General features: G+C 67.2%; 24 protein-coding genes and 2 pseudogenes. 14 read left to right on the forward strand and 12 right to left on the reverse strand.

All coding sequences use genetic code 11. From position 1 onward, the window contains the following. Positions 1–55: 55 nt before the first annotated feature. From K8625_RS33700 to K8625_RS44655, 3 genes and pseudogenes are all read right to left on the reverse strand, one after another. A complete protein-coding gene (locus K8625_RS33700) occupies positions 56–394 on the reverse strand; it encodes a hypothetical protein (RefSeq protein WP_141648405.1) in 339 nt (112 codons plus the stop codon). Positions 395–673: 279 nt separating this feature from the next. Further along, positions 674–859 (reverse strand): hypothetical protein, encoded by a 186-nt coding sequence (locus K8625_RS33705; protein WP_223738438.1) that lies wholly within the window; start codon positions 857–859, stop codon positions 674–676. 175 nt (positions 860–1,034) lie between these two features. Continuing rightward, positions 1,035–1,310, reverse strand: a pseudogene (locus tag K8625_RS44655) (DUF2924 domain-containing protein); the annotation flags it as partial. 185 nt (positions 1,311–1,495) lie between these two features. On the opposite strand from K8625_RS44655, the gene K8625_RS33715 reads away from it, so the two are divergent. The 3 genes from K8625_RS33715 (at position 1,496) to K8625_RS33725 (ending at position 4,783) form a co-directional block, all read left to right on the forward strand. Next, a complete protein-coding gene (locus K8625_RS33715) occupies positions 1,496–2,818 on the forward strand; it encodes a tyrosine-type recombinase/integrase (RefSeq protein ID WP_370642010.1) in 1,323 nt (440 codons plus the stop codon). 253 nt (positions 2,819–3,071) lie between these two features. Next, positions 3,072–3,719 (forward strand): tyrosine-type recombinase/integrase, encoded by a 648-nt coding sequence (locus K8625_RS33720; RefSeq protein ID WP_223784992.1) that lies wholly within the window; start codon positions 3,072–3,074, stop codon positions 3,717–3,719. Continuing rightward, positions 3,716–4,783 carry a tyrosine-type recombinase/integrase gene (locus K8625_RS33725; RefSeq protein ID WP_223784993.1) on the forward strand — a complete coding sequence of 356 codons (1,068 nt, stop codon included), beginning with the start codon at positions 3,716–3,718 and terminating at the stop codon, positions 4,781–4,783. Before K8625_RS33720 ends, K8625_RS33725 begins: the two co-directional genes overlap by 4 nt. Here the strand turns inward: K8625_RS33725 and K8625_RS33730 are convergent. From K8625_RS33730 to K8625_RS44660, 6 genes are all read right to left on the reverse strand, one after another. Beyond that, the gene (locus K8625_RS33730; protein ID WP_223784994.1) at positions 4,678–5,259 is read right to left on the reverse strand and encodes a ribbon-helix-helix protein, CopG family; all 582 of its coding nucleotides are present in this window, start codon (positions 5,257–5,259) and stop codon (positions 4,678–4,680) included. The two genes, K8625_RS33725 and K8625_RS33730, sit on opposite strands and share 106 nt — an antisense overlap. Continuing rightward, positions 5,256–5,789: a hypothetical protein gene (locus K8625_RS33735; RefSeq protein WP_223784995.1), complete on the reverse strand. Its 534-nt coding sequence runs from the start codon at positions 5,787–5,789 to the stop codon at positions 5,256–5,258. The genes K8625_RS33730 and K8625_RS33735 overlap by 4 nt, the downstream gene beginning before the upstream one ends. A 114-nt stretch (positions 5,790–5,903) precedes the next feature. Next, the gene (locus K8625_RS33740) at positions 5,904–6,128 is read right to left on the reverse strand and encodes a hypothetical protein (protein WP_141648975.1); all 225 of its coding nucleotides are present in this window, start codon (positions 6,126–6,128) and stop codon (positions 5,904–5,906) included. A gap of 71 nt (positions 6,129–6,199) precedes the next feature. After that, on the reverse strand, positions 6,200–6,496 hold the full coding sequence (locus tag K8625_RS33745) for a hypothetical protein (protein ID WP_223738440.1): 297 nt from the start codon (positions 6,494–6,496) through the stop codon (positions 6,200–6,202). Between the two features lie 140 nt (positions 6,497–6,636). After that, on the reverse strand, positions 6,637–7,086 hold the full coding sequence (locus tag K8625_RS33750) for a hypothetical protein (RefSeq protein ID WP_223784996.1): 450 nt from the start codon (positions 7,084–7,086) through the stop codon (positions 6,637–6,639). Between the two features lie 51 nt (positions 7,087–7,137). Then, the gene (locus K8625_RS44660; protein WP_141648983.1) at positions 7,138–7,425 is read right to left on the reverse strand and encodes a BRO family protein; all 288 of its coding nucleotides are present in this window, start codon (positions 7,423–7,425) and stop codon (positions 7,138–7,140) included. A 180-nt stretch (positions 7,426–7,605) separates the two neighbouring features. Here K8625_RS44660 and K8625_RS33760 point away from each other — a divergent pair, with 180 nt between their 5' ends. From K8625_RS33760 to K8625_RS33800, 9 genes and pseudogenes are all read left to right on the forward strand, one after another. After that, positions 7,606–8,220: a tyrosine-type recombinase/integrase gene (locus K8625_RS33760; RefSeq protein ID WP_141648973.1), complete on the forward strand. Its 615-nt coding sequence runs from the start codon at positions 7,606–7,608 to the stop codon at positions 8,218–8,220. A 2,542-nt stretch (positions 8,221–10,762) separates the two neighbouring features. Next, a complete protein-coding gene (locus tag K8625_RS33765) occupies positions 10,763–11,443 on the forward strand; it encodes a hypothetical protein (RefSeq protein ID WP_223738441.1) in 681 nt (226 codons plus the stop codon). Between the two features lie 266 nt (positions 11,444–11,709). Beyond that, positions 11,710–11,940: pseudogene (locus K8625_RS44665) on the forward strand (CHC2 zinc finger domain-containing protein); the annotation flags it as partial. 102 nt (positions 11,941–12,042) lie between these two features. Continuing rightward, positions 12,043–14,664 carry a hypothetical protein gene (locus tag K8625_RS33775; RefSeq protein ID WP_223785006.1) on the forward strand — a complete coding sequence of 874 codons (2,622 nt, stop codon included), beginning with the start codon at positions 12,043–12,045 and terminating at the stop codon, positions 14,662–14,664. A 234-nt stretch (positions 14,665–14,898) separates the two neighbouring features. Beyond that, a complete protein-coding gene (locus tag K8625_RS33780; protein ID WP_223738443.1) occupies positions 14,899–15,456 on the forward strand; it encodes a DUF2924 domain-containing protein in 558 nt (185 codons plus the stop codon). After that, positions 15,453–15,650, forward strand: coding sequence for a hypothetical protein (locus tag K8625_RS33785; RefSeq protein ID WP_223738444.1), 198 nt, complete (start codon positions 15,453–15,455; stop codon positions 15,648–15,650). The genes K8625_RS33780 and K8625_RS33785 overlap by 4 nt, the downstream gene beginning before the upstream one ends. Further along, the gene (locus K8625_RS33790) at positions 15,647–17,197 is read left to right on the forward strand and encodes a recombinase family protein (RefSeq protein WP_223738445.1); all 1,551 of its coding nucleotides are present in this window, start codon (positions 15,647–15,649) and stop codon (positions 17,195–17,197) included. Before K8625_RS33785 ends, K8625_RS33790 begins: the two co-directional genes overlap by 4 nt. After that, positions 17,194–17,616: a hypothetical protein gene (locus tag K8625_RS33795; protein WP_223738446.1), complete on the forward strand. Its 423-nt coding sequence runs from the start codon at positions 17,194–17,196 to the stop codon at positions 17,614–17,616. The genes K8625_RS33790 and K8625_RS33795 overlap by 4 nt, the downstream gene beginning before the upstream one ends. A 116-nt stretch (positions 17,617–17,732) precedes the next feature. Continuing rightward, positions 17,733–18,284 (forward strand): PspA, encoded by a 552-nt coding sequence (locus K8625_RS33800; protein ID WP_223738447.1) that lies wholly within the window; start codon positions 17,733–17,735, stop codon positions 18,282–18,284. A 106-nt stretch (positions 18,285–18,390) separates the two neighbouring features. Here K8625_RS33800 and K8625_RS33805 read toward each other — a convergent pair whose 3' ends face one another. Next, a complete protein-coding gene (locus K8625_RS33805; protein WP_223738448.1) occupies positions 18,391–18,771 on the reverse strand; it encodes a DUSAM domain-containing protein in 381 nt (126 codons plus the stop codon). Positions 18,772–19,027: 256 nt separating this feature from the next. Between K8625_RS33805 and K8625_RS33810 the strand changes: the two genes are divergently transcribed. Beyond that, positions 19,028–20,197, forward strand: a complete 1,170-nt coding sequence (locus K8625_RS33810) for a serine/threonine-protein kinase (protein ID WP_223738449.1) — start codon at positions 19,028–19,030, stop codon at positions 20,195–20,197. A gap of 58 nt (positions 20,198–20,255) precedes the next feature. Beyond that, positions 20,256–20,591 (forward strand): hypothetical protein, encoded by a 336-nt coding sequence (locus K8625_RS33815; RefSeq protein ID WP_223784997.1) that lies wholly within the window; start codon positions 20,256–20,258, stop codon positions 20,589–20,591. A gap of 187 nt (positions 20,592–20,778) precedes the next feature. Here the strand turns inward: K8625_RS33815 and K8625_RS33820 are convergent, their stop codons facing one another. Together K8625_RS33820 and K8625_RS33825 are read right to left on the reverse strand one after the other, a co-directional pair. Further along, positions 20,779–21,126, reverse strand: a complete 348-nt coding sequence (locus tag K8625_RS33820; RefSeq protein ID WP_223738451.1) for a helix-turn-helix domain-containing protein — start codon at positions 21,124–21,126, stop codon at positions 20,779–20,781. A 52-nt stretch (positions 21,127–21,178) separates the two neighbouring features. After that, positions 21,179–21,496 (reverse strand): helix-turn-helix transcriptional regulator, encoded by a 318-nt coding sequence (locus K8625_RS33825; protein WP_223738452.1) that lies wholly within the window; start codon positions 21,494–21,496, stop codon positions 21,179–21,181. Between the last annotated feature and the right edge of the window lie 253 nt (positions 21,497–21,749).

The following is a 21,749-nucleotide window of genomic DNA, read 5'->3' on the forward strand; positions in this document are numbered from 1 at the left end:
ATGGACGGGGAAACCTGCGCGGTGCTGCGGCGCGGACTCCCGCTGACCTCTCCGCTCAGCCCAGCAGGGTGTTGAGGAGCATCATCCCGCGCATGGCCTCGGCATGGTCCCCCTCGGCCAGCTCCAGGTAGATGCGGCCATGGTTCGGCTCCGAGAGGCGCTCGCTCTGCACGATCCACCGCTCGCTGGCGGGGGTGCTCAGCTCCAGGCTGGCGGCGAAGGCGTGGAGCAACGCGCTCATCTGCCGGTGGGTTGCGCTGGGCGGAAGGAAGATGTCCAGTTGGGGCTGGGCCGTGCCGTACCGGCTTTTGCCGAGGTCGAGGCTCAGCTTGGCGTTGCTGAAGTCAATCACCTTCATCGGGATAACGTGAAAAGGGATGGCCGTCGCGCTCATGGTCGGTATTCCTGTGGGATTGCGCGGTGCTTTTTTGTGCCCGTCGCGAGGGGCATACACGCTCTTGTGGGCGGGTGTATCAAGTCCTCTCTGCTGTCTTTGGGGTGTATGTTCTGTGGCGGGGCGTTGGCGTTTGGCTGGGGCGCTGTTCCCGATGGAGCGTGTGTCTGGTGGTGAGGCTGGGCGTGCGCGCTTGGGGCCTATTTCGGCCGCTTCGAGTGGCTTGCCGGACGTGCCTGTCGCAGCCCGGCAAGGCCCTCGAATGGCGAGGGGCTGCGGCTAGGTTGCACCCTTGGCGGTCGGCGTGGGCTTCGTGTCCTCCCGCTCTGCTCGAATCTTCATGAGCTTGTCGATGATCTTGGCCTTCTTGGTTTCCCCCAAGTAGGGGAAGCTGTTTCCGGTGTCGATGACGTAGCGGCGCAGTTTCTTGACGGTCATCGTTTCCAATTCTTCGCGTGTCTTCATGTTGTTCCCGTGGGGACTGCGTTGAAGGAGGGGCCGGTCGAAGGTCTCGGGCGGTGTTTCACTTCACGGCGATGTTGGCGCCCGCCTCGCGTGTGGACGGCGGGGCGGAGCGCGTCCGGGTTGGGAGGGCCTCTCGGCCTATTCGCTGTCCTGCTGGGGCGAGTGGATGCGGGCCTCACTCCTCCTCTTTCGGGGCGAAGCGCGCGGCGGCTTCGGTGGCGCCCATGGCCGTGAGTTCTCGGTGGACCGCGCGCATGAAGAAACGAGTCCGGCTCGGGATGCCCGCGTCGCGCCAGGCCTTGTCCAGGGCCGCCAAGTCCTCCGCGTCGAAGGAGAGGGGGATGACGCGCTTGCCGTCCTCGCGCACCTTCACCTCGCGCTCGGGACGGGGACCCACCGGCACGCGTCCGGCCTCCGCCTCCCGAATCTTCCACTTGAGGTAGGAGACGTTATGGTGTGCTCCCCATAACGTCGCTTATGTGGAGCCCGTCGATATGTGGAGTCGGGTGCGGGTTGCCGCCTGAAGCCGTGGAAGTTCAGCAACTTGAGCGCGCGGAGCGGCTCGACAACTCCACATAATCGCGCCGTTGTCTCCGGCGACCGGGGCTCCTCCCGGTCGAGCACCAAGGAGACAACATGTTGGAGACGTTCTTCGAAAAGCGCTTCGTCTTGGAGCGCTTTCGCGCGAGCCCCGTGGGCTCGCACCTCGACGGGTTCGCCACGTCGCTGCTCGCGCAGGGGTACTCGTTCCAGGCAGGAGGCTCGTGCCTCCGCCACGCTGTTCACCTCGGACGCTGGATGGATCCACGCGGCGTGCCGCTGAGTGCGCTCGACGAGGAAGTGAGCTCGTCCTTCGTCGGGCACTTCCCGGCCTGCGATTGCTACGACGAGCGCGTCGGCAGCCATGAGCGTGCCCTCGCGCGGGTGCGGGTGTTCCGTCGCTACCTTCAGGACGTTGGGGTGGTCGCACGTCCGCCCCTGACCGTCGTCGACGATCCGCTCGTCACCGACTTCGTGACGTGGATGCGGAGCCAGCGCGGAGCGAGTGAGCAGACCATCAAGGCGTTCTCGCGCGTCGTTCGACGCCTGCTCTCCCGTGTCGGCAACGAGCCGAGCACGTACACGAGCCACGCGCTGCGAAAGGCCGTCGTCGCGCTCTCGGAGGGACACGGCGATGCAACGGCGGAGCAGGTCGCCACGGCGACGAGGTCGTTTCTCCGACAGCTCGCGGTGCGAGGGCATTGCAGCATCGATCTCGCCGACGGCATCCCGCGCCCGGCCCAGTGGTCGCAGACGACGTTGCCGAAGCACCTGTCGTCGGAGGACGTCGAGAAGCTGCTGGCCACCTGCGACGTCAGCACGGCGACGGGTCTTCGCGATCGTGCCGTGATGTTGCTGCTCGCGCGTCTCGGTCTTCGCGCGGATGATGTGCTCAGGCTCCGACTCGTCGACGTGGACTGGAAGGCGGCGACAATTCGCCTGGTCGGCAAGGGGCGCCACGAGTCGAGGCTTCCTCTGCCGCAGGAGGTCGGTGACGCTCTGCTGGCGTACATCGACAAGGGGCGACCTCGCATCGTCGAGAAGCACCTGTTCCTGACGGCGCGCGCGCCCTGGGCGCCTATTCGAAACAACTCGACGATCTCGCAGCTCGTCGAGCGGGCGATCCTTCGTGCTGGCGTCGACGCGCCGTCCTTCGGATCGCACCTCCTTCGTCATTCGGCCGCGACCTCGATGCTGCGCGAGGGAGCTTCGCTCGACGGCATCGCCTCCATCCTGCGCCATCGGTCGATCGACACGACGGTCATCTACGCGCGCGTCGACGAGCGTCTGCTCACGCAGGTCGCACAGCCCTGGTTGTCCAGCGATGCGCCGTCCCCGTCACCAAAGCCGCCGAGCACACCGACGCCCGAGATGCAGACGTTCCTGCGGCCCTGGTTCGCGGAGGTGTCGCCGTGCTGAAGCCGCTCGTCGATGACTACCTCGCGGCTCGTCGAGCCCTCGGCTTCGAGCTCCATGCTCCGGAGCGCATGCTCAACGACTTCGCAGCGTTCGGGAAGGAACGTGGTGAGTCCCATGTGCTCGCGGCGACCGCGATCGACTGGGCCGCCAAGGGAAACACGGCCGGAGTGCGCCACCATCGTCTCCAAGCCGTTGCGCTCTTCGCCCGCCACGTGCGCGCGGAAGACCCTCGCCACGAGGTTCGAGCAGTCGCGTGTTCCCCGCCGTGCCCCGCCAGTTGGTGCCTCACATCTACACCGACGACGAGGCTCGTCGGCTCCTCGCGGCGACGACGGCACTTGGTCCGCCTGAGTCGATGCGAGTGCTGACGGCGCAGAGCTTCTTCGCCCTGATGTTCGCGACGGGGCTTCGGATCTCGGAGGCGCTTGCGCTTGACCTCGACGACGTGAAGCCTGAAGGCCTGCTGATCCGTCAGACGAAGTTCAAGAAGACCCGCCTCGTCCCGCTGCACGAGACCGCACGACAGGGCCTTGCCCGATACATCGAGCGCCGCCGCGCTGCGAAGACGACGCCGAGCCTCTTCGTTGGCTTTCGCGGTGGTCGTCTCGCCCACAACAGCGTTCGCCCGATGTTCAAGAAGATGCTCGAAGTCGCCGACGTCAAGAAGGCCAACGGCCGTGCTCCTCGCATCCACGACATCCGGCACACCTTTGCGGTGCGTGCGCTCGAAGCCTGTCCCGAGGGCCGCGAGCGCGTCACCCAGCACATGCTCGCGCTCACGACCTACCTCGGGCACTCGCACGTGACCGACACGTACTGGTACTTGCAGGCGACGCCGCGCTTGATGCGCGGAATCGCCGATCGCGTGCGCGAGTCCCTTGGAAACGGAGGCGCACGATGACGCTCCTGGCGCCCCATCTGACGGCCTACCTGCGCGAGCGGCTCCCGCAGGAGCGCCAAGCCAGCAGGCACACCGTCGACGCATATGCGTACACGTTCAAGCTGCTCTTCGCGTTCACGACGAAGCGGCTTGGCGTGGCTCCCTCGGCGCTGACGCTGGAGCAGCTCGATGCGCCGTTGCTCCTCGAGTTCCTCGCGCACCTCCAAGCCGAGCGAGGAAACAGCGCGCGCACGCGCAACTCGCGGCTCGTCGCTATCAAGTCGTTCATGCGCTTCGTCGAGTACCGCGTCCCTTCGGCGATCGAGCAGGTCCGCCGCGTGCTGGCGATCCCGATGCAGCGCACCGACACCATGCTCGTGCGCCACATCGACCGCGCCGAGGAGAAGGCGCTGCTCGACGCGCCCGACCCGACGACGCGTCTGGGCATTCGCGACCGCGCGATCTTGCTGATGGGCACCGCAGGTGGACTCCGCGTCTCGGAGATCATCGGGCTGCGCCTCGACGAGCTGACGTTCGACGGCGCGTACTTGGAGCTGCGTGTGCGAGGCAAAGGTCGCAAGCAGCGCGGCCTCACCTTGTGGAGGGAGGTCGCGGATGCCGTGCGTGCGTGGCTCGCTGTGCGCGGCGACACGCTCGTGCCTGAGGTCTTCCTCAACGCGCGTGGCGGGACGCTCTCTCGATGGGGCTGCGACTACGTCCTCAAGAAGCACGTCGAGACCGCGACGATAAAGTGCCCGTCGATCGCCAAGCGCCGCGTGTCTCCTCATGTGCTCCGTCACACGTGCGCGATGACGCTGCTGCAAGCGACCGGCGACATTCGGAAGGTCTCCCTCTGGCTCGGTCACGCGAGCCAGCAGACGACCGAGATCTACTTGCAGGCCGACCCGACCGAGAAGCTGGAGGCGCTCGACGCGGTGAAGTTGCCCACGCTGCGCAAGGGCAACTTCAGCCCGCCCGATCAGCTCCTCGCCTCGCTCATGGGAACGGCGCCCGCGCCGGTGCCGCCATCGCCGCGCAGTAGGAGAAAGTCGGCGACCTCGCGCTCCCCGGACTCGACGAAGTAGCGGTGCAGCGCACGACGAAACAGCTCGGCGCGGCTCGACAGACCGAGCCGTCGCCGGGCGTCGTCCACGCGCTCGACGACGGGCGCGGGCATCCGCAGCGGCAGCACCAAGATGTCATCGTCACCGTGAGCCACACGCGGTTCGGAGCCGACGCGGAGCAAGCCGCGCTCGGCCTGCCGCAACCGCCATCGCAAATACGCGACATCGGTCGAGCCCGTGGGCCTCCCGATGATCTCTTGGTGCCGCGCCTTCAGTTCCTCGACCGACAGCCCCTTCGTCGACGTGATCGTCTTCGGCGCGGTCGACTTCTTCTTCGCCGTCACCGTGCGCGCCTTCGCAGCCTGGAGAATCTTGCGAACCAACCACGCCTTGTTCGGCGTGCGCGTCGGCTCGCCGACGACCTCGGCGTACTTCGCCTGCAGCTCCGGCAGCCGCAACGCCTTGAGGGACTCCTCGTTCATCTTGACCTTGCTCATGCTCGCTCTCCTTGTGAGCGCCATGAAGCAGCGCCCGTCGCCATACAGGCTTCCGGGCGCAGGAACCTCAAGGTTATTCCACCGCTGAACGCGGCACGATTATGTGGAGTCATCCGCGTCGCGCTCCGAGGGAGAACACGCCTCGCGGAGACGCAACTCCACATATCGACGGGCTCCACATAAGGGATGTCGCTGCTGCCCGTCGGGCGCCCCACGACTTCGCGGTACTTCGCCTGCAACGCTTCCAGCGACATGCCGGCGAAGCGCCCGCGCTGGTTGGCAGACTGCGTGCCCTCGACCGACGTGGGGGGCTGTGCGGCAGGCGCCGGAGGCGCGCTGGGGGCGGTGGCCGTCGCCCGGCGGGAGGGGCTGCGCCGCTTCTTGGCGGCGAGAGACTCCTCGATGCGGCGGATGAGGAACTTCTTGTTCGGGCTGCGCGTCTCCTCGCCCACCACTTCGCGGTAGCGGGCGCGCAGCTCCGTCAGGTTCATGGACTCCAGCTTCTTCTTCGGGGCGGTGGTGCGGGACATGGTGCTGTTTTCCTTTCCGGGCCGTGGGTACACGTCTGCCGTTCACGAGGGCGGCCCGGTGTCCCTCATGCGCTGGTGCCCCGCTGGGCGGGGCGTGGGTGGTGAGAGGAGGTGCTACTTGCTGCGGGCGCTGTTGGCGGCGCTCAGGCCGGCCTGATAGGCCGCTTCGAGGGCCTCCTTCAGGCCCCACACCGCCACGTCGTGGAAGTCGAGGCTGTCGCTGTTGCGTGTCTTCAGGGTTTCGATGTTGAGCGATTGGCGTGCAATGCGCTCAAGGACTTCTTCGGGCGCCCGGGTGGGCTTCGCGGCGGTGGCGGGGCGGGGCTTGCGGGGTGTCATTGTTTCGTCTTTTCGTACGCTTTCGGAGGCGCGCGTGAGACATACGCGCTCTGTTTTGCGCGTATGACAAGTCATTGTTCGTTGGGCTTGCTCAGGTGCGCGAAGCACTCCAAATCGATGGCGCGCGGGTCGACATGCACGAAGGAGGTGGTTCCGTCCGGGTGAATGGGAGCCGCGTCGATGCAGTCCTCGGCCGTTACACCCCCGAGGCGCGCCAGCTTTTCGTTGTCATTCACGTAGTAGTCGTCCGCGTCCGGGTTGGCGTCGGGGCGGAGGCTGCCTCGCAACACCGCGAAGATGCGGACCCTCTGCCCCCGGAGCCCGGGGATTTCATTGCCGATGTAGGTGGTGTCAGTGCCGATAAACATGCGTGTCTCCCTGGCGCGCAGTAGGCGGCGCGTGAAGACATACACGCTCTGTCTTGGGGACATAGCAAGTCGAGGAACGAGGGATTCGCGACGCCCCGGGGCATCGCGGCGCGAGGGACTGTTTTGCCGACAGTGTATGTCTATTGACTGGACTCTTCAGGGGCGCGGGGCTGCTCGTCGGCGGGGACCGCGATTCGGAGGCCCTGGGGGAGCCAGCGCTCGCGAGCCTCCTGAGAAAGGGGCCGCATCAGCACCTTGCCGGCGCTGCCCCCCTTGGGCTTGAGCACCGTGTGCAGGCGCCCGCGCTGGACCAGCTCGGCATGGAGGTGGGCGACGAGGAGCCGGTGCAGGTGCCCGAAGCTGCCTGGGACGGGGTGCCCCGGCTCGCGCTCGGCTGCGCGGGTGAGGAACTCGGTGGATCGGCAGGCGGGGCAGGGGGGCAGTTGGACGAGGCTGTCATCCGCGTCCCCTCGCCGGGCGACGCCCACCTCCTGAGGGTCGAGGGCAAGGCGGTTGTCTCTGCCGCACCTGATGCCGCGCTGCAGGACTTCAGTCGAGGTGATTTCGTAGAGGGCCGTTCGAGTCCTCACGCGAGAGCGGTGTACGCGCCGAGCCAGTACGTCGCGACGAGGTGGTCGTAATCATGCATGGTGTTGATGATGGGTACCGTTTGAGCCGCCTTCCTTGGTACGCACCACGTGCGTATCGACCTCGTCCTCTGGCCAAGCGTCCGTATGGGGGGCTGGACATACGATGCTCAAGGTCAGCTGCGACGTCTTTAACCATGGCTCTGGAGAGCGCCAGGGGGGTGGTAGGGCCGACACCCCTTTCATCGCCTCCAGGTGGCTCAGGGCGTCCCGGCTGTTGGCGATGCCGAGGGCCGCGCAGACGTCGGCGGCGACGAACCATGGCTCACCCCGCTCGTCCATGGAGACACGGATGCGGTGTGTCTCGAAGTTGAAATGGGCCAGCGGATGCACAGCGACTCCTTTCGGGGAAACGCCGAGGCCGCGCGGGGCCCGACTCAAGAATGCGCAGCGTGGTTAATGACTTGTCTTGTGGGGGCGACAGAGCGTGCATGGCCGCGTCCTCTTCACGAAGGAGTCTCCATGTCTGCCTATGCTGCTGTCGCGCGCGCACCCCGCACTCTCACGGAGAAGGAGGTGGCGTTGCTGCTGCGCACCACGGGGTTGCACAAGGAGGGATTCAGGGACCACTGCCTCTACAGCCTCGCGCTGGCATCGGGCCTGCGCGAGCACGAGCTGGTGGCCCTCAACGTCGGCGACATCTTCGACGAGCGCGGACGCGCACGCCGGCACGTACCGCTGCGCGTCTTCAAGGGTTGCCGCCGGCACCCGGGCCCCCAGGAAGTCGTCTTCTCGGACACGGTGCGCGCGAAGCTGGAGAAGTTGTTGCGCCTGAAGCGCTCGCTGGGGCACGACGTGGGCCCCCAGGCTCCGCTCTTCCTGAGCCGCAAGGGCCTGCGCCTTTCCACGCGGCAGGTGCGCCATGGCTTCGCGGTGTGGCAGCAGCGCGCGGGCCTGGAGCGGCACCTCAACTTCCACGCCGTGCGCCACACCGCGTGCACCGGGGTGTACCGGCGGACGAAGGACATTCGCCTCACCCAGCGCTTCGCGCGGCAGCGCAGCATCGACTCCACGGTCATCTACACGCACCCCTCGGACGACGAGCTGGTGCGCGTGACGCAGGACTTGCCCTGCTGATGGGGAATGCCGCCTCCGCGCTGAGCGCCCGCGAGAGCCCCTGGCTGGGCCGGGGTGCCGCGCGGAGGCGGTGAGGGCAGTTGTGCGCGGAGATCGCGCGGGCTGCCCCAGGCACGGCCGGCGAAAGTGAACAGCGCGAGGCGTTCACTTACCGGGTGCAAATGAACAGGCGCGGGGTGTTCACTTTTTCAGAGGTGACTCTCTCGAAAAGGGCCCCAGGTACACGCCCCGGCGGCGAGGCCCGCACGAAAAAACGCACCACCCCCCACCCTGGCGTCAGGGGTAGGCGGGGTAGGCGTGCTGGCGTCGTCGGTAGGCATGGTGGCGCCCGGCAGGGGCAGGCAGTGACGGTGACGGGGGAGGAGCTGGGCCGCGAGGGTGCGCGGCAGGCGGCCCCAACCAGCGGAAAGCGGCAATCGGCCTCGGCGCTTCGGCCCTTTATGAGGCCTCGTAAGCGCGCGAAACAGCGTGGGGTCCGTGACGCCGAATGGCCGCCTTTACCTGTTTTCGGCCATTCGGCTCGGCCCTGGTAACGGCACGCGCGCCCAGCTGCGCGCGGGACGGCGGGCCGGTGCTTCGAGGGCGGTCGCGGGGAGTCGTGGGCCTCACGGAGAGCACAAAGCCCTGCGGCCCGAAGCGCTGGAGGACACGCGCGCACGAACGGGGCGCCACGCAGAGGAGGCGTTGGTGCGCGGGGCTGAATCGGGGGCGCGCGCTAGGGGCCAGGGGCGGCAAGCGGACCCCAGCGGGGAGGGGGCAGGTGGGCCGGGGAAGTGAATGGCGCGCTGGAGTCCGGCCCGCTGGACGGAGTGTACTTCCGGGCGCGAGTTCAGGCTCGGACTCGGACCGCGGTGCTCGAGCACCTGGTGGCTTGGCGCCCCAACCCCGCGAAACTACGAGACCTGCGGCGCCAGGCGTGTGCTTCCGCGCGCCAGGTGAGCTCCACGGCGGAGCCTGGCCTGGTGGGGCTTGGTCCGGTGAAAGTGAACGGGCCTGAAAGTGAACAAGCTCGGGAATGAAGCCCGTTCACTTTCTTGGGATTCGCCCCAAAGGGGGGCGTGGGGGGAAGAGAGCCTGCTGGAGGGGCATCGTCCCGAGCGCGGGAGTGTCGCTGGCCCAGGGCCCACCTGGACGAACAGCTTCGGGCTTCGCGCAGCCGCCGAGACAGCCGCGCCTTCGAACTGTCATGGGCCGCCCTCTACTGTGGGGCACCTGCGCGAATCGAAGTCCAGCTCCGCTCAAGCAGCCCGGGTGCTCAGGAGCGTCAAAGGGCCGCTTCGCTGAAGCCTGAACGGTTCTCGCCCTTGCCCCGCCTTCCTCGCGCAGGCGAAGGGCAACCGGGCGCAAGTGGCCAGTCCTGAGAGCGCAGGAGTCGCGAGCTGGTTGGCCGACCCGGATGCGATCCGTTGAGCCGGTCCCTGGCGTCCAGAGCAACCAGGGCAGGGAAGCCGGAGGTGCCGAGGTCTCACCCAGGCGCCCTGTACCTCCAGTTGAAGCAAGGCACCAACACCCCGACTTCAGCCGCCGGACTTCTCCAAAGTCCGGCAGAAGTCCGGCATGAAGTCCGGCAGTAATTTCCGTAACAACTTCATGGGGTTGAGTCACTCTGCCGGACTTGCCGGACTTCAAAGCCACTTTTACGTACGCGAGGGAAAATATTTTGGGAGGGAAGCGCGCAGAAAATATTTCCCCGTAGAGGGGCGGGACGGGGGAGGAAGTCCGGCAAGTCCGGCAGGATGGTTTAACCCCTCGCAGTTACAGCGATTTTTGGTGCCGGACTTCAGCGGGGGAAGTCCGGCATGAAGTCCGGCAGTCCGGCAGGAATGCGAGAGTCGGAGGGGAGAATGTAGGTGGTGAGGCGACTCACTCTCCTGTTCCCCGCCTTCATCGTCCTATTTGCCCTCGCGTCGTGCTGGGGCCGCCGGTTGCGCGTCACCGGTGAGCACCACCCCGTGCGTCCTGCTGGGGTTGCCCTGGTTCGAGCGAGAGCGGCTTCTGGGGAAGGCGGCTGTCCAGGCCCTTCGGCGCAAAGGTTGCCTCGCCCACGCACTCCTCATTCGTTCCGAGCAGTCGTAGGCCAGCCCCTCGTGGAGTGCTCGTGGCCTCTTCCCTTGGAGCGCAGCGTGGGCGTCCGAATGGAGGAGGTGGGAACTCCGCCCGTGTCCAAGGCAGGGGCATGAGGCCCGCCCAGCAGAGGCCATCGCCGCCCTCATGAAGGAGCGCCCCTCCATGCGGGATGGCCCGCCGCAGCCTCCTCATGGTGCTGCCGGACGCCGGGCAAGCCACCAGGACTCCCGCAAAACCTGAGTACCTGGCGAGTCGGAGGCCCCGGTGGAAATTCGGGCGCGTCAGCATGTCCCCGATTGCGGGCCCCGAGCCTTTGTCCCTGCAGGGACGGAGCGGCTTCTCAGCAGCAGCGGCCACAACCTCCTCCGGCCCCGAGGCACACATGCGTGACGAGAGCGACTCCCCCAGGCCAGTTACCCAGACGCCCAGCCCTGCCCCAGCCCAGTCCTTGAGGGAGGACTGCCGCACGCAGGAGTTGGCGAAGCAGCCCAAGGAGGCCGGGGACGCCTGGCTGAAGCTGGAGAATGACGGAGACAGCGCCGTCGTCGTCTTCCTCGGGGAGCCGCACCCGCGCGACGTGGCTTTCATTGACAACAAGTTCGTCCCCTTCACCCGGAGGCTGAAGGTGGAGGGACACAAGCCCGTGCTGCGATTCACCCACAACGTCGCCCTCTTCGAGACGCGCGAGGTGAAGGTGCTGGAGTACGGGATTGCCTTCTTCAAGGAAGCCCTGCGCATGCGGCACACGTTTGGGCTTGAGACGTGGGCTGTTGAAGTCCAGCGTCACGGGGCCGCGAAGGACTGGTGGCAGACGCGCTACTCCCTGCAGCCCGAGCGCCGCCTGTCCCCGGAGCAGCAGCAGGCCTTCCAGGGGCTGCCGCTTCACGACTTGGCGAGGCTCCGGGTGGACGCGGCGACGCAAGCCGAAGCGGCGCGCCGCGGCGACGCGGGCGCAAGGCCACCCAACGCGCGCCTCGTGCAGTACCTCTCTGACGTACTGAAAACCATGCCGCGCAAGAGGGTGGAGCGCCTCCTCCACCACCACCTCGGAATGCAGCAGGTTGGGGACGTGTCAGCCATGCGCGGCGAGGAGTGGCAAACCTTCGTCGAAGCGGTTGCCGTCGAGTACCGGGCGTTTTGGGAACGAAACTGCTGAGCGCCAGCCCGAGGTGAATTGAGCCTCCAAGCGAGGGCGTGCTGCGAGGCAGCACGTCTACACGTCCCCGGAAAGAAACCCATGCAGGACTCCTTCTCCGCGAGCCGCGGGGACGAGGGGCGCGTTGCCTCTCATGTCCTCGGCCTCCCAACAGTCATTGGGCAGATGCAGCCCGGCGCTATGCTGGCGTGGCGTGCGCGTCAGCCCGTTGTGCGTCGAGGGCTGGACTCCGCGGCGGCGAGGCGCAGCCCCCAGGTGCCTGCGCCATGAGCTTTCGCGTCTTCGTGGAGCAGGTGCGGAGCCGCTCGGACATAACCGACGTCGTCGGCGCCCACGTCGAGTTGCGCCCTTCGGGCAGCACCCTCAAGGGACTCTCACCCTTTCACCCCGAGAAGACGCCTTCCTTCGTCGTGTGGCCCGCCACGCAGACGTGGCACGACTTCTCCAACGGCGGCAGCCTGGGGGGAGACGTCTTCACCTTCGTCCAGGAGAGGGAGAAGGTTGACTTCAAGGAGGCGGTATTCCGACTGGCAGGGCGCGCCGGCATTCCCCTGCCCGCGCCCCATGACGAGTCCCACGCGCGTGAGCTCGAGGCGCTGGTGGAGCGCCGCGACGTCGAGCGACTCCTCACGGCCGCCGCCGACTACTACCACCGCCACCTGCCCGCGAACATTCGCGAGGAGTCCTTCAAACAGCACTACGGCTTCACCGACGAGGTGGTGGACAGCTTCAAGCTGGGGTGGGCAGACGGCGGCCTCTTCGCGCACCTGAGAGAGGGTATGGGCGCGAGCCGCGAGGCGGCCCTCAAGACGGGCCTCTTCGTCCAACTGCCGGGCGGCCACGTCGAGGACTTCTTCCGGGAGCGCCTCGTCTTCCCATATTGGAAGGATGGCCGCGTCGTCTACTTCATCGCCCGCGCGACGCAATATACGGGCGACGAAGAGTGGGAGAAGGCGAAGTACAAGAAGCTCCTCACCCATTCGGAGCGGCACCCCTACGTCTCACCCACCGTCCGCAACGACTACTTCTACAACGAGGACGCGGCACGCAAGGCCGACACGCTGCTGATTACGGAAGGCGTCACCGACTGCATCAGCGCCATGCAGGCGGGCATTCCTTGTCTCTCTCCCGCCACGACGCGCTTTCGCAAGCAGGACATTCCTCGGCTGCTGAAGCTCACGCGCGACGCGAGGCGCGTCGTCATTTGCAATGACGCCGAGGCCAGCGGCGCCGGAGAGGCGGGCGCGCGGGAGACTGCCGCAGCCCTCTGGGCCGAGGGCCGAGAGGCGTGCGTCGCCCTGCTTCCACGTCCGCAGGGCACCGAGAAGGTGGACGTCAACGCGCTTGTCGCGTCGCAGGGCGCCGCGACGCTTCACGAAGTCCTCGGACGCGCGAGGGCATACCCGGAGTACCTGCTGGATGGCATTCCAGAGAGTGCGCCCAAGGCAGACTTGGACAAGGCGCTGGCGCCCCTCCTGGCCTCATTGCAGCAATGCACGGCAGTCCGAGCCGACGTGGTGCTGGACGCCATTTCGGCGAAGTTTGGCCTCCGGAGGCGGGCACTCAACGCCAACCTCAAGGGGGTGGTGGCGGAGAAGGAGGCGGCGGCCATGGCGCAGCGCCGTGCGTCCGCCGCGCGCCCGGAAATCAACGTGGGCAACCGCCAACTTTGGGCCATTGTCACCGAGGCGCGCCAAGCGGTGGTGCAGGCGAATGCGCGTCGCATGCGGGCTGCCAGCACGCAGGGCTTCGCCAACGAGGCGGCGCCACTCTTTGTGCGAGGCAACGCCCTCGTGCAACTCGCGCAGCCCGAGAAGGAGGCGCCCATTCTCTCGGAGATGACGGAGGCCGCCGTCTACGGAGTCCTCCTCCGGGAGGCGACGTGGGTAGCGGAAGTCGAGGGCAGGCCGCACTCCGTCTTCCCGCCGAAAGACGTCGCGCGGGACTTCCTCGCGTACCCGCCTCCGGGCCTTCCCTCAGTGGAGGCTGTCATTACCACGCCGGTATTCGGACAGGACGGGAAGCTCCTCCTGACGCCTGGGCTGCACCCGGAGGACAGACTCTGGCTGGAGCCCGCTCCTGCGCTTCACCTCGGCGCCGTGTCCGAGCGGCCGACACCCGAGGAGGTTGCCGCCGCACGTGCCCTCTTCTCTGACGACGTCTTCGTGGACTTCCCATTTGCCCACCCCAGCGATAAGGCACATGCCCTCGCCGCCGTCCTCCTCCCCTTCGTCCGGCGGATGATTGAGGGGTGCACCCCCCTCCACGTCGTAGAGGCGCCCGCTGTCGGCTCCGGCAAGGGCCTCTTGTGCGACCTCGTCTCGTGGGTGGCGACGGGCAGGGCGTTCGCCATTGGCACCTTGCCTGAGAATGAAGAGGAGATTCGAAAGACGCTCACCGCCGAGCTCGCCCTGGCGCGCCCCCTCATCCTCCTCGACAACGCCAATGAGAAGGCGACGCTCTCCTCCGCGGCCCTCGCCGCCATGCTGACGAGTACCTCCTGGACGGACCGTCTCCTGGGCAAGACGCAGAAGCTGACGCTGCCCAATACCGCCATGTGGATGCTCACCGGCAACAACCCGAAGCTTTCAAAGGACATTGCCCGTCGCTCCGTGCGCATCCGCATCGACCCCAAGCTGGACAGGGCCTGGACGCGAAGTCGCTTCAAGCATGACCCGATTATCCTCTGGGTGAAGGAGCACCGGAGCGAGTTGGTGCGTGCGGCCCTGACGCTCGTGCAGGCGTGGATTGCTGCGGGGAGGCCTCTGGGGCGCGAGCGGCTGGGCTCCTTCGAGCACTGGGCGGCCGTCATGGGCGGCCTTCTCAATGTGGCTGGGGTGGAGGGCTTCCTCGGCAACCTCGACGAGCTTTATGCGAATGCGGACGTCGAAGGGGAGTCCTGGCGCGAATTCGTCCAGGCCTGGTGGGGAGCGCATGGCACGGCGGAGGTGCTCGTCTCGAGCCTCAACGAGCTGTGCGAGAAGGACGAGCTGATGCTTCAGGTGCGAGGCGAGGGCGGCTCCCGCTCGCAGCAGAGCCGGCTGGGCCGAGCGCTGCAAACGGCGAGGGACAGAGTCTTTGGGGACTTGCGGGTGGTGGTGCGGAACCAGGACCGCAAGAAGCGGACGATGTACGCACTCCAGAAGTTGGGAGGCGAGCCGGAGGTGAATGCAGACATGGCTGCCGCAGAGGTAGATGAGGTCGACCCATGGGCGGAGTAGTGACCCGGCGCGCCCCGCAGCAACAGTGCGAGGCCGCAGTGGAGATTCTCTCGGAGGCCCTCTGGGAGTTGTTGCTTCGTCGCCATTCGCAGCATGCGCCGCACGTAATGAAGTTGCACCAAGAGGAGAGCGCGCATGGCTGAGCCGCAGACTCTCGACTTGTCTTCTTCTGGGGACAGAGCGTCCATGGTTTTCGCCCGAGGGCGTGCTGCCCCGGACGAAGGAGACACCACCATGGCGAAGAAGGGGATTGCGTGGGCTGCCCGTAAGGAGCTGGCGGACGTGCCACAGCAACTGGCTGCGCTGGCCAGCATGTCGGTGCCGGAGCTGGCGGAGAAGTACCAGGAGCTGTACGGCGAGCCCACGCGCAGCCGCAACCGGGACTACCTGAAGAAGCGCCTGGCCTTCCGGATTCAGGAGCTGGCCGAAGGGGGACTCTCCGCGCGCGCCGTCGCACGAATCTCAGAGTTGGGCGACAAGCTGCCCGAGCGCTGGAGGATGCGGCAGGTGGAGGAGGCGAAGCCCTCCGCGACGCCTCCTCCAGCCCCTGCGGACGTGCGCGCAGGGACTGCGGACGGTCGCGACGCGCGCCTGCCCCCGCCGGGCACGGTGCTGACGCGCGTGTTCAAGGGCACGCAGCACCGGGTGACGGTGCGCGCGGACGGAATTGAGTACGAAGGCCAGCTTCACCGAAGCCTCTCCAGCGTGGCCAAGCTGATTACTGGCACGGCCTGGAATGGCTTCAGCTTCTTTGGACTCAAGGCCGGCAGCTCGAAGGCGGTGAAGTCATGAGCGGCCCCGCCTTCTTTCAAACGCACATGGGCCAGCGCTTCTTCGAGTCGACGATGCCGAGCCTCGTCCGCGAACTGAAGCGCCTCAACGACAACGTGGAGCGACTGGTGGCCGTGGCGGAGCAACTCTCCGGACAGAAGCCGTCGCCGAGCGTCGAGCCGGTATCGACAACAGAGGGGGCGGAGGGGCCATGAGGAAGAGCAAGCCAGCGCCCTCGGACGCGAAGCGCTGCGCCGTCTACACGCGCAAGTCCACGGCTGCAGGCCTGGAGATGGAGTTCAACTCGCTGGACGCCCAGCGCGAGTCCTGTGTCTCCTACGTGCAGCGCCAGCCCGGCTGGGTGTTGGTGGACGAGAGCTACGACGACGGCGGCTTCACCGGCGCGAACATGGAGCGGCCCGCCTTCCAGCGACTGATGCAGGACGTGGACGCGGGCCGGGTGGACGTGGTGGTGGTGTACAAGGTGGACCGCCTCTCTCGCAGCCTCCTCGACTTCGCGAAAGTCATGGAGCGCTTCAACGCGGCGGGTGCCTCCTTCGTCTCGGTGACGCAGAACTTCAGCACGGCGGACGCGATGGGCCGGCTGACGTTGAACATGCTGATGAGCTTCGCTGAGTTCGAGCGCGAGATGATCTCCGAGCGCACGCGGGACAAGGTGGCCGCCGCGCGCCGCAAGGGGAAGTGGACGGGAGGACGCGCACCACTGGGCTACGAGGTGAAGGACAAGCGCCTCGTGGTGAATGAGTACGAGGCGGTGGTGGTGCGGGAGGCCTTCGCGTTGTACCTCCAGCACCAGCAGGCCTCGGTGGTTTCGCGCCTCCTCAACGAGACAGGGCGCAAGACGAAGCGCCACGAGGCCCAGAGCGGTGCCACGCGCGCGGCTCGGAAATGGACGACGCAGGACGTGCTGCGCCTCTTGAGGAGTCCCTTGTACGCGGGCTTCGTGCCGTATGGCGACGAGGCGCATCCGGGCGAGCACTCGCCCATCGTGGACAGAGCCACCTTCCATCAGGTGCAGGACATCCTGGAGGGTCGCGGCCCTGGCATCCAGTACCACGGGCGCAACCCGGACTACGTGCTGCGAGGCCTCCTTCGCTGCGGCCTGTGCGGCGAGGCCATGACGCCCGGCTCCACGCGTAAGGGCACGCGCGAGTACCGCTACTACCGCTGCGTCACCCGGGACAAGCAGGGGAAGGAGGGGTGCCGGGCCTCGCCCCTCCCGGCAGCCGCCCTGGAGGACTTCGTCGTCGCCCGGCTGCGGGAAGTCTCGGTAGGTGGGGGCTTCGCGACGCAGGTACACGCCCGCCTCACGGCGCGGCTGGAGGAGAAGCACAAGGCCCTGCGCGCCGAGCGCGCGCAGCTCCCGAAGGACCTGGCCAAGCGCGCCGGGGAGTCGGCGAAGTGGGTGGACTCCCTCTCGAAGCTGGAGGGCCCCACCCGGCGCCTCCTGGAGGAGAAGCTGACGGCCGCTGAAGAAGAGTCCGTCGGCATGAAGAAGCGGCTGGCGGAGGTGGAGCGCGCCCTGGACGCCATGGAGGGGGAGAAGCTGGAGGCGGCCTGGGTGGCCCAGGCCTTGGCGGACTTCGACGCGGTGTGGGACGCCCTCACGGCCGCCAACCGGGGGCGCCTGCTGCAGGCCCTCGTCGGCCGGGTCGTGGTGGACGAGGAGACGGACAGAGTGGATGTGCACCTTGCCCATGCCGGTGCCTCCGCAACGCCCGCGCGCGAGGTGGCGGCGTGAGCGCGAGTCCCGAGTCTCGGCCGGCGGAGGCCGGCCTCGTCAGCGCGCAGTTTCACCGCGTGCGGCGCTCGAAGGTGCGCTTCCGGGAGGGCGTGCGCCCCCCGCCGCGAGAGGCGGCGCGCCGGCCAGCGCACGTCGCGCGCATGCTGGCCCTGGCGCACCACGTGGAGTCCGCTATTGCGCGAGGGTTGGTGGGGAGCGCGGCGGACGTCGCAGCCCAGTTGGGCTTCACCCGCGCGCGCGTGACGCACCTGCTGGACTTGCAGTTGCTGGCGCCCGACATCCAGGAGGAGGTGCTGTTCCTCGAGGCCGTGGATGGAGAGGAGCCCCTCAGCGAGCGAAGCCTCCGGGCCATTGCACACGCGGGGACGTGGGCGGTGCAGCGCGAGCGTTGGCGCGAGGTGAAGGCTTCATTTTGAGACAGGAGTCCGGATGCCTGGACTCCTTGGTGTAGCGTGAGTGCAAGAGGCTGAATTGTTGTCCGTGTTGAGAGCGCGAGGGTTGTACGTCCCGCGACGAAAGTGAGCGAAAGCACATGCAGAACGACATGAAGGGCATCATCCAGACTGCGGTGGCGGAGGCGGTGGAGAAGACGATGGGCCGGCAGGTGGAGCTGCAGGAGCGGCAACTGGAGCTGCTGGGGAAGATTGCTCAGTTCCTGGGCATTGGGTCCGGCTCGGCTCATGCGGCGTCCGCGCCGAAGCGGGCCCCCGTACCGCCTCCCGCGTCGCAGCGCATACCCGCGTCCGCGCCGAAGCGCACGCCCTCGGTGCCCGTGCGGAAGTATGTAAGGCCGGAGGCTGCGCCGAAGCCCACGCGGACGAAGGCTGCACCCCAGAAGCGCCGAGGGCGTCCGAGTGCGGCGGGACGCACCGCGACGGCCGCCGTCCCCAGCTCCAGCCCTGGCCCTAGCCCCGCGACGCCCGTCGCATACGAGGTGGGACAGGAGGTGCGTTACAAGCAGGGGCGGGGCGCCTTCAATGCGAAGGTGAAGGCCGTCGACGAGAAGGCGAAGACGGTGACGTTGGAGCGCGTCTCCGACGCCAGGAAGGTGGTGCGCCCCTTCGACAAGGTGACGCCAGCCTGAGTCTGGGCCGCGAAGCGCCCTCTCTGGAGGGCGCTCCTGCGGCAAGTAGCTCGAAGGCGAAAGTGACACTTTCGCCCGGAACACCGCTGCTGGAAGGCGCTCGTCGCTACGGCGCGTCGGCCATGTCTTCGAGCTGCCCTTCGGCGAGGGCGCGGTAGTGGGGCACGACTTCCACCTTGAGGACGTCCTGCATCTCCTGGCGGGCGCGGCCGAAGTCCCCCTTGTCCTTGTGCTGGTACATCCGGTGCAGCGCATCCATGAGCCGATGGGAGCCTTCTCGGATGCGCCGGGACTCCTCGCTCAAGAGGCCCAACGCACCCTCCTCCGTGGCGAGCGCGCTCTCGGCCTCACTGTCGCTGATGCCCACCTCGGAGGCCGTGCGCCTCAGCAGCGCCTTCGCCTCAGTTGTGAGGGCCAGGCGCCCTCCTGTGGTGGAGACACGACGCGCCAGTTCGCGAATCGGACCCCAGTCAACGGTTTCACTCATGCGTCATTTTTCCTTTGCGAGCAGCCCATGCCTCTCTGCGAAGCCGGGGCTGGGGCCGCTTGCACCCAGGCGGGGATAGGCGCTCATGGGAGGCGGCCTGTCCGCTACGAGGGGCAGAGGGCTTCACAGCCTCCCAAAGGTCATGTTAATTCGACGGTCCAGTCAACTGTACCTAGCAGATTCCGGAGAGTTGTCCGCGACGGCGAATCTCAGTGTCCGTGGGGCCGCGCCCCTTCTTTCAGGAGGATTCACAGCCATGACGAAGCGTTCGGAAGATGAAGTGTCGACGGAGGAGTTACCGCCCAAGCCCTCCGCTCCGCCCAGCCCCAGTGCGCCACGCTTCCTCTTCGAAGTGGAGGGCGTCCGCTACGAGGCGGTGCGGGAAATCGAAGTGCGGTCGAATGGCGAGAAGCTCCTGAAGGCGGAGCGGCGTGTGGCGGATGGAGCGCTGTCCGGTCCGTGTCTGGTCCGCAAGATTGCCAGCCCCTCCACGTACATGATGCGCAAGCGGATGATTGAAGAGGTGCAGTTGGCCTTCCGACTCAATCACCCCAACATCGCTCAAGTCTTCCATATGCAGGTGGATGAGGAAGAGGACGTTCCCTTCAGCGTCATGGAGTACGTGGGCGGGCCCTCACTGGAGACGCTGGTGTGCGCGGCGTTGGTGCGGGGCAAGCCCCTCTCGGAGGGCTTTGGCTTGTACGTGGGGGCGGAGGTCGCGGACGCGCTGCACTACGCGCACACGCTGACGTCAGAGAAGGGCGTGCCCCTGGGCATCGTCCACCGTGACGTGAGTCCCCGGCACATCGCCTTGGGCCTGCAGGGGGAGGTGAAGGTGCTGGACTTCGGCTCGGCATTCTCGCTGCTGGTGGGGCGGGAGGAGTCGCCGGAGAATCTGCTGCGAGGGGATGTGGCCTATGCCTCTCCCGAATACCTCCGCAAGGAAGGGCTGACACCGCGCTCCGACGTCTTCAGCCTGGGGGTGTTGCTGGTGGAATGCCTCACGGGGAAGCACCTCTTCGAGGTGCGCGACGTCCCGGTGGTGGCGAAGGAGAGCCGGTTTGTCGCGGAGTCGCATCCCTCGTTGCCGCTGCAGCAGATGCAGGCCCTCATGGAGAAGTTCGGTCCGGCCGTCGTCGAGAAGGCGGTGGCCCACCTCAACGAGGACCTCAAGGCGGTGCTGCACACGGCCCTGCGCCTCAACCCCGAGGAGCGCTTCGCGACGGCGGCGGACATGAGGGATGCGTTGCGCGGTGTCGCCCACGCCCAGCTCCGCAAGCCCTATGGGCGCGCGGAGGCCGCCCAGGAGGCCGCCCTCGTGGTGTCCGAGGGTGGGGTACTCCGTGACCAGGTGGAGTTCGGCGAGGCCGGCCTCTACCCGGATGGGTTGGAGAAGCACGAGTTGGGGCTCCCGAAGAAGGAGTAGGCCGCCGATGCTCTGCTTTCGCCTACTGCGCAATGGCCGGCACGTCGCAACCGCGGGGGTGTCGGGCTTCGGTGTTGTCTCCACCATTCTGACGTGGGTGCGCCGCCCCGATGATGAGACGCGCGACAACCCGGAGGTGGACCTCCACCTTGGGGGCTCCGTGGGCAGGGAGTACCGCGAGCGCCTGAGGTGGTGTTACGCCAACGACATCCGTGCGGGCGACGTCCTCACGGTGGAGGTGCGTGAGGACTTGGAGCCTGACCCTCCGAAGGAGAGACGCCTCGACGAGGAGGCGGGGCTGGATGATGTGGCCCGCCTCCAACTGAGGAAGAAAGCCCTGGAGGCGCAGCTCGCCGACGTGAATGAGGAGTTGGCGGAGCGCGGCGCGGCGTAGCGGGGTGCCTCCTCCTTCGGACGGGGAGGCGCTCCGTCATCGCCGGAGTCCGTTCGGGTTGGGGGCGCGCGTACTCCGGTGCAGGGCCCCGAGGCATGGGGCTCTGCCCGCCAAGCCTGCTCCCTGCTCGAGGCGCCAGCCGCACGCAGCCTGCTTCTGGAGGGGCGGGTGCCCTCGGGGCACTGCTTCAGCGGGCCAACTCGGTGGTGATGCGGACGAGGGCGTCCAGCTTCGACGCGTCGAGCTTCCGTGCGAGGAAGAGCAGCCGCCGCAGGGTGACGTCGTCGTCCGCCCGCGTTGGACTCCCGCTGTTGGGGGATTCGGTGAGCCCCATCATGTCCTCGGGGGAGACCATCAGCTCAATGCACAACTTCTTCAGCGTCTCGACGCTGGGAATCATGTGTCCGCGCTCGACACGGCTGTAGACGGCAGAGGCCAGCCCCACGCGCTCCGCGACTTGGACCTGCGTCAGACTCATCTGCTCCCGAGCAAGGCGGGCGATGCTTCCAAGGTGCGCAGCAAGCTGTTCGTTCATAGGTACAAGGGAGTATACCTGAGTTGCTCGTTGTCAAGGGAGTGCGATTCCATCAGCGCATGCCTGAGAGGAGCTGAATGAGGGCAAGGGCCTGGCGCCCGTCCAACTGGCGCACGCGGCGTCGCAGGGCGTCCTTGGCGGTAGCGCTCGTGCCCGGCGGCAGCGCGTAGGAGAAGCCCAGCAGCTCGTTGGGGGTGGTGCCGACGACGGTGCACAGGCGGAACAGCGTCGGGACGCTGGGAAGCATCAGTCCCCGCTCGAGCCGGCTGTAGGCGTTGCGGGAGATGTCGATGAGCCTCGCTACCTCTGTCTGCTGCAAGCCCGCGCGGAGGCGGGCGGCGCGCAGGGCCTCGCCGAGGATGGCAGGCAAAGGGCGCGAGCGCCTCTTCGGCGGGGCGAAGGTGAGGGCGTCAGGGGGGATATGCATTCCAAGTAAACTATACCCTATAGTCTAGTTGAATTCACCTGGACTGTGGCTCGACCTGTCGTGGTTGGTGGTGGTGGGAGGTGGGATAAGACTTCGCGCGATTTCCCTGGGCTTCTGGTAGCGTGGGCCGGCGCCGGGAGGGAATCGCATGCGCGTGGTTGCAGTCCTGCCGTCCTACAGAGCCGCCAGGAGGACG

The sequence above is a fragment of the Myxococcus sp. AS-1-15 genome, assembly GCF_020037055.1.
GTDB lineage: Bacteria > Myxococcota > Myxococcia > Myxococcales > Myxococcaceae > Myxococcus > Myxococcus fulvus.

Bases quoted from the DNA above. Each gene is read 5' to 3' on its own strand.
- K8625_RS33810 (WP_223738449.1), top strand. From the start codon at position 19,028: ATGACGAAGCGTTCGGAAGATGAAGTGTCGACGGAGGAGTTACCGCCC.
- K8625_RS33780 (WP_223738443.1), top strand. From the start codon at position 14,899: ATGGCGAAGAAGGGGATTGCGTGGGCTGCCCGTAAGGAGCTGGCGGAC.
- K8625_RS33700 (WP_141648405.1), bottom strand. From the start codon at position 394: ATGAGCGCGACGGCCATCCCTTTTCACGTTATCCCGATGAAGGTGATT.
- K8625_RS44660 (WP_141648983.1), bottom strand. From the start codon at position 7,425: ATGGACGAGCGGGGTGAGCCATGGTTCGTCGCCGCCGACGTCTGCGCG.
- K8625_RS33740 (WP_141648975.1), bottom strand. From the start codon at position 6,128: ATGACACCCCGCAAGCCCCGCCCCGCCACCGCCGCGAAGCCCACCCGG.
- K8625_RS33715 (WP_370642010.1), top strand. From the start codon at position 1,496: ATGTTGGAGACGTTCTTCGAAAAGCGCTTCGTCTTGGAGCGCTTTCGC.
- K8625_RS33820 (WP_223738451.1), bottom strand. From the start codon at position 21,126: ATGAACGAACAGCTTGCTGCGCACCTTGGAAGCATCGCCCGCCTTGCT.
- K8625_RS33735 (WP_223784995.1), bottom strand. From the start codon at position 5,789: ATGTCCCGCACCACCGCCCCGAAGAAGAAGCTGGAGTCCATGAACCTG.
- K8625_RS33730 (WP_223784994.1), bottom strand. From the start codon at position 5,259: ATGAGCAAGGTCAAGATGAACGAGGAGTCCCTCAAGGCGTTGCGGCTG.
- K8625_RS33725 (WP_223784993.1), top strand. From the start codon at position 3,716: ATGACGCTCCTGGCGCCCCATCTGACGGCCTACCTGCGCGAGCGGCTC.
- K8625_RS33790 (WP_223738445.1), top strand. From the start codon at position 15,647: ATGAGGAAGAGCAAGCCAGCGCCCTCGGACGCGAAGCGCTGCGCCGTC.
- K8625_RS33785 (WP_223738444.1), top strand. From the start codon at position 15,453: ATGAGCGGCCCCGCCTTCTTTCAAACGCACATGGGCCAGCGCTTCTTC.
- K8625_RS33745 (WP_223738440.1), bottom strand. From the start codon at position 6,496: ATGTTTATCGGCACTGACACCACCTACATCGGCAATGAAATCCCCGGG.
- K8625_RS33760 (WP_141648973.1), top strand. From the start codon at position 7,606: ATGTCTGCCTATGCTGCTGTCGCGCGCGCACCCCGCACTCTCACGGAG.
- K8625_RS33800 (WP_223738447.1), top strand. From the start codon at position 17,733: ATGCAGAACGACATGAAGGGCATCATCCAGACTGCGGTGGCGGAGGCG.
- K8625_RS33805 (WP_223738448.1), bottom strand. From the start codon at position 18,771: ATGAGTGAAACCGTTGACTGGGGTCCGATTCGCGAACTGGCGCGTCGT.
- K8625_RS33705 (WP_223738438.1), bottom strand. From the start codon at position 859: ATGAAGACACGCGAAGAATTGGAAACGATGACCGTCAAGAAACTGCGC.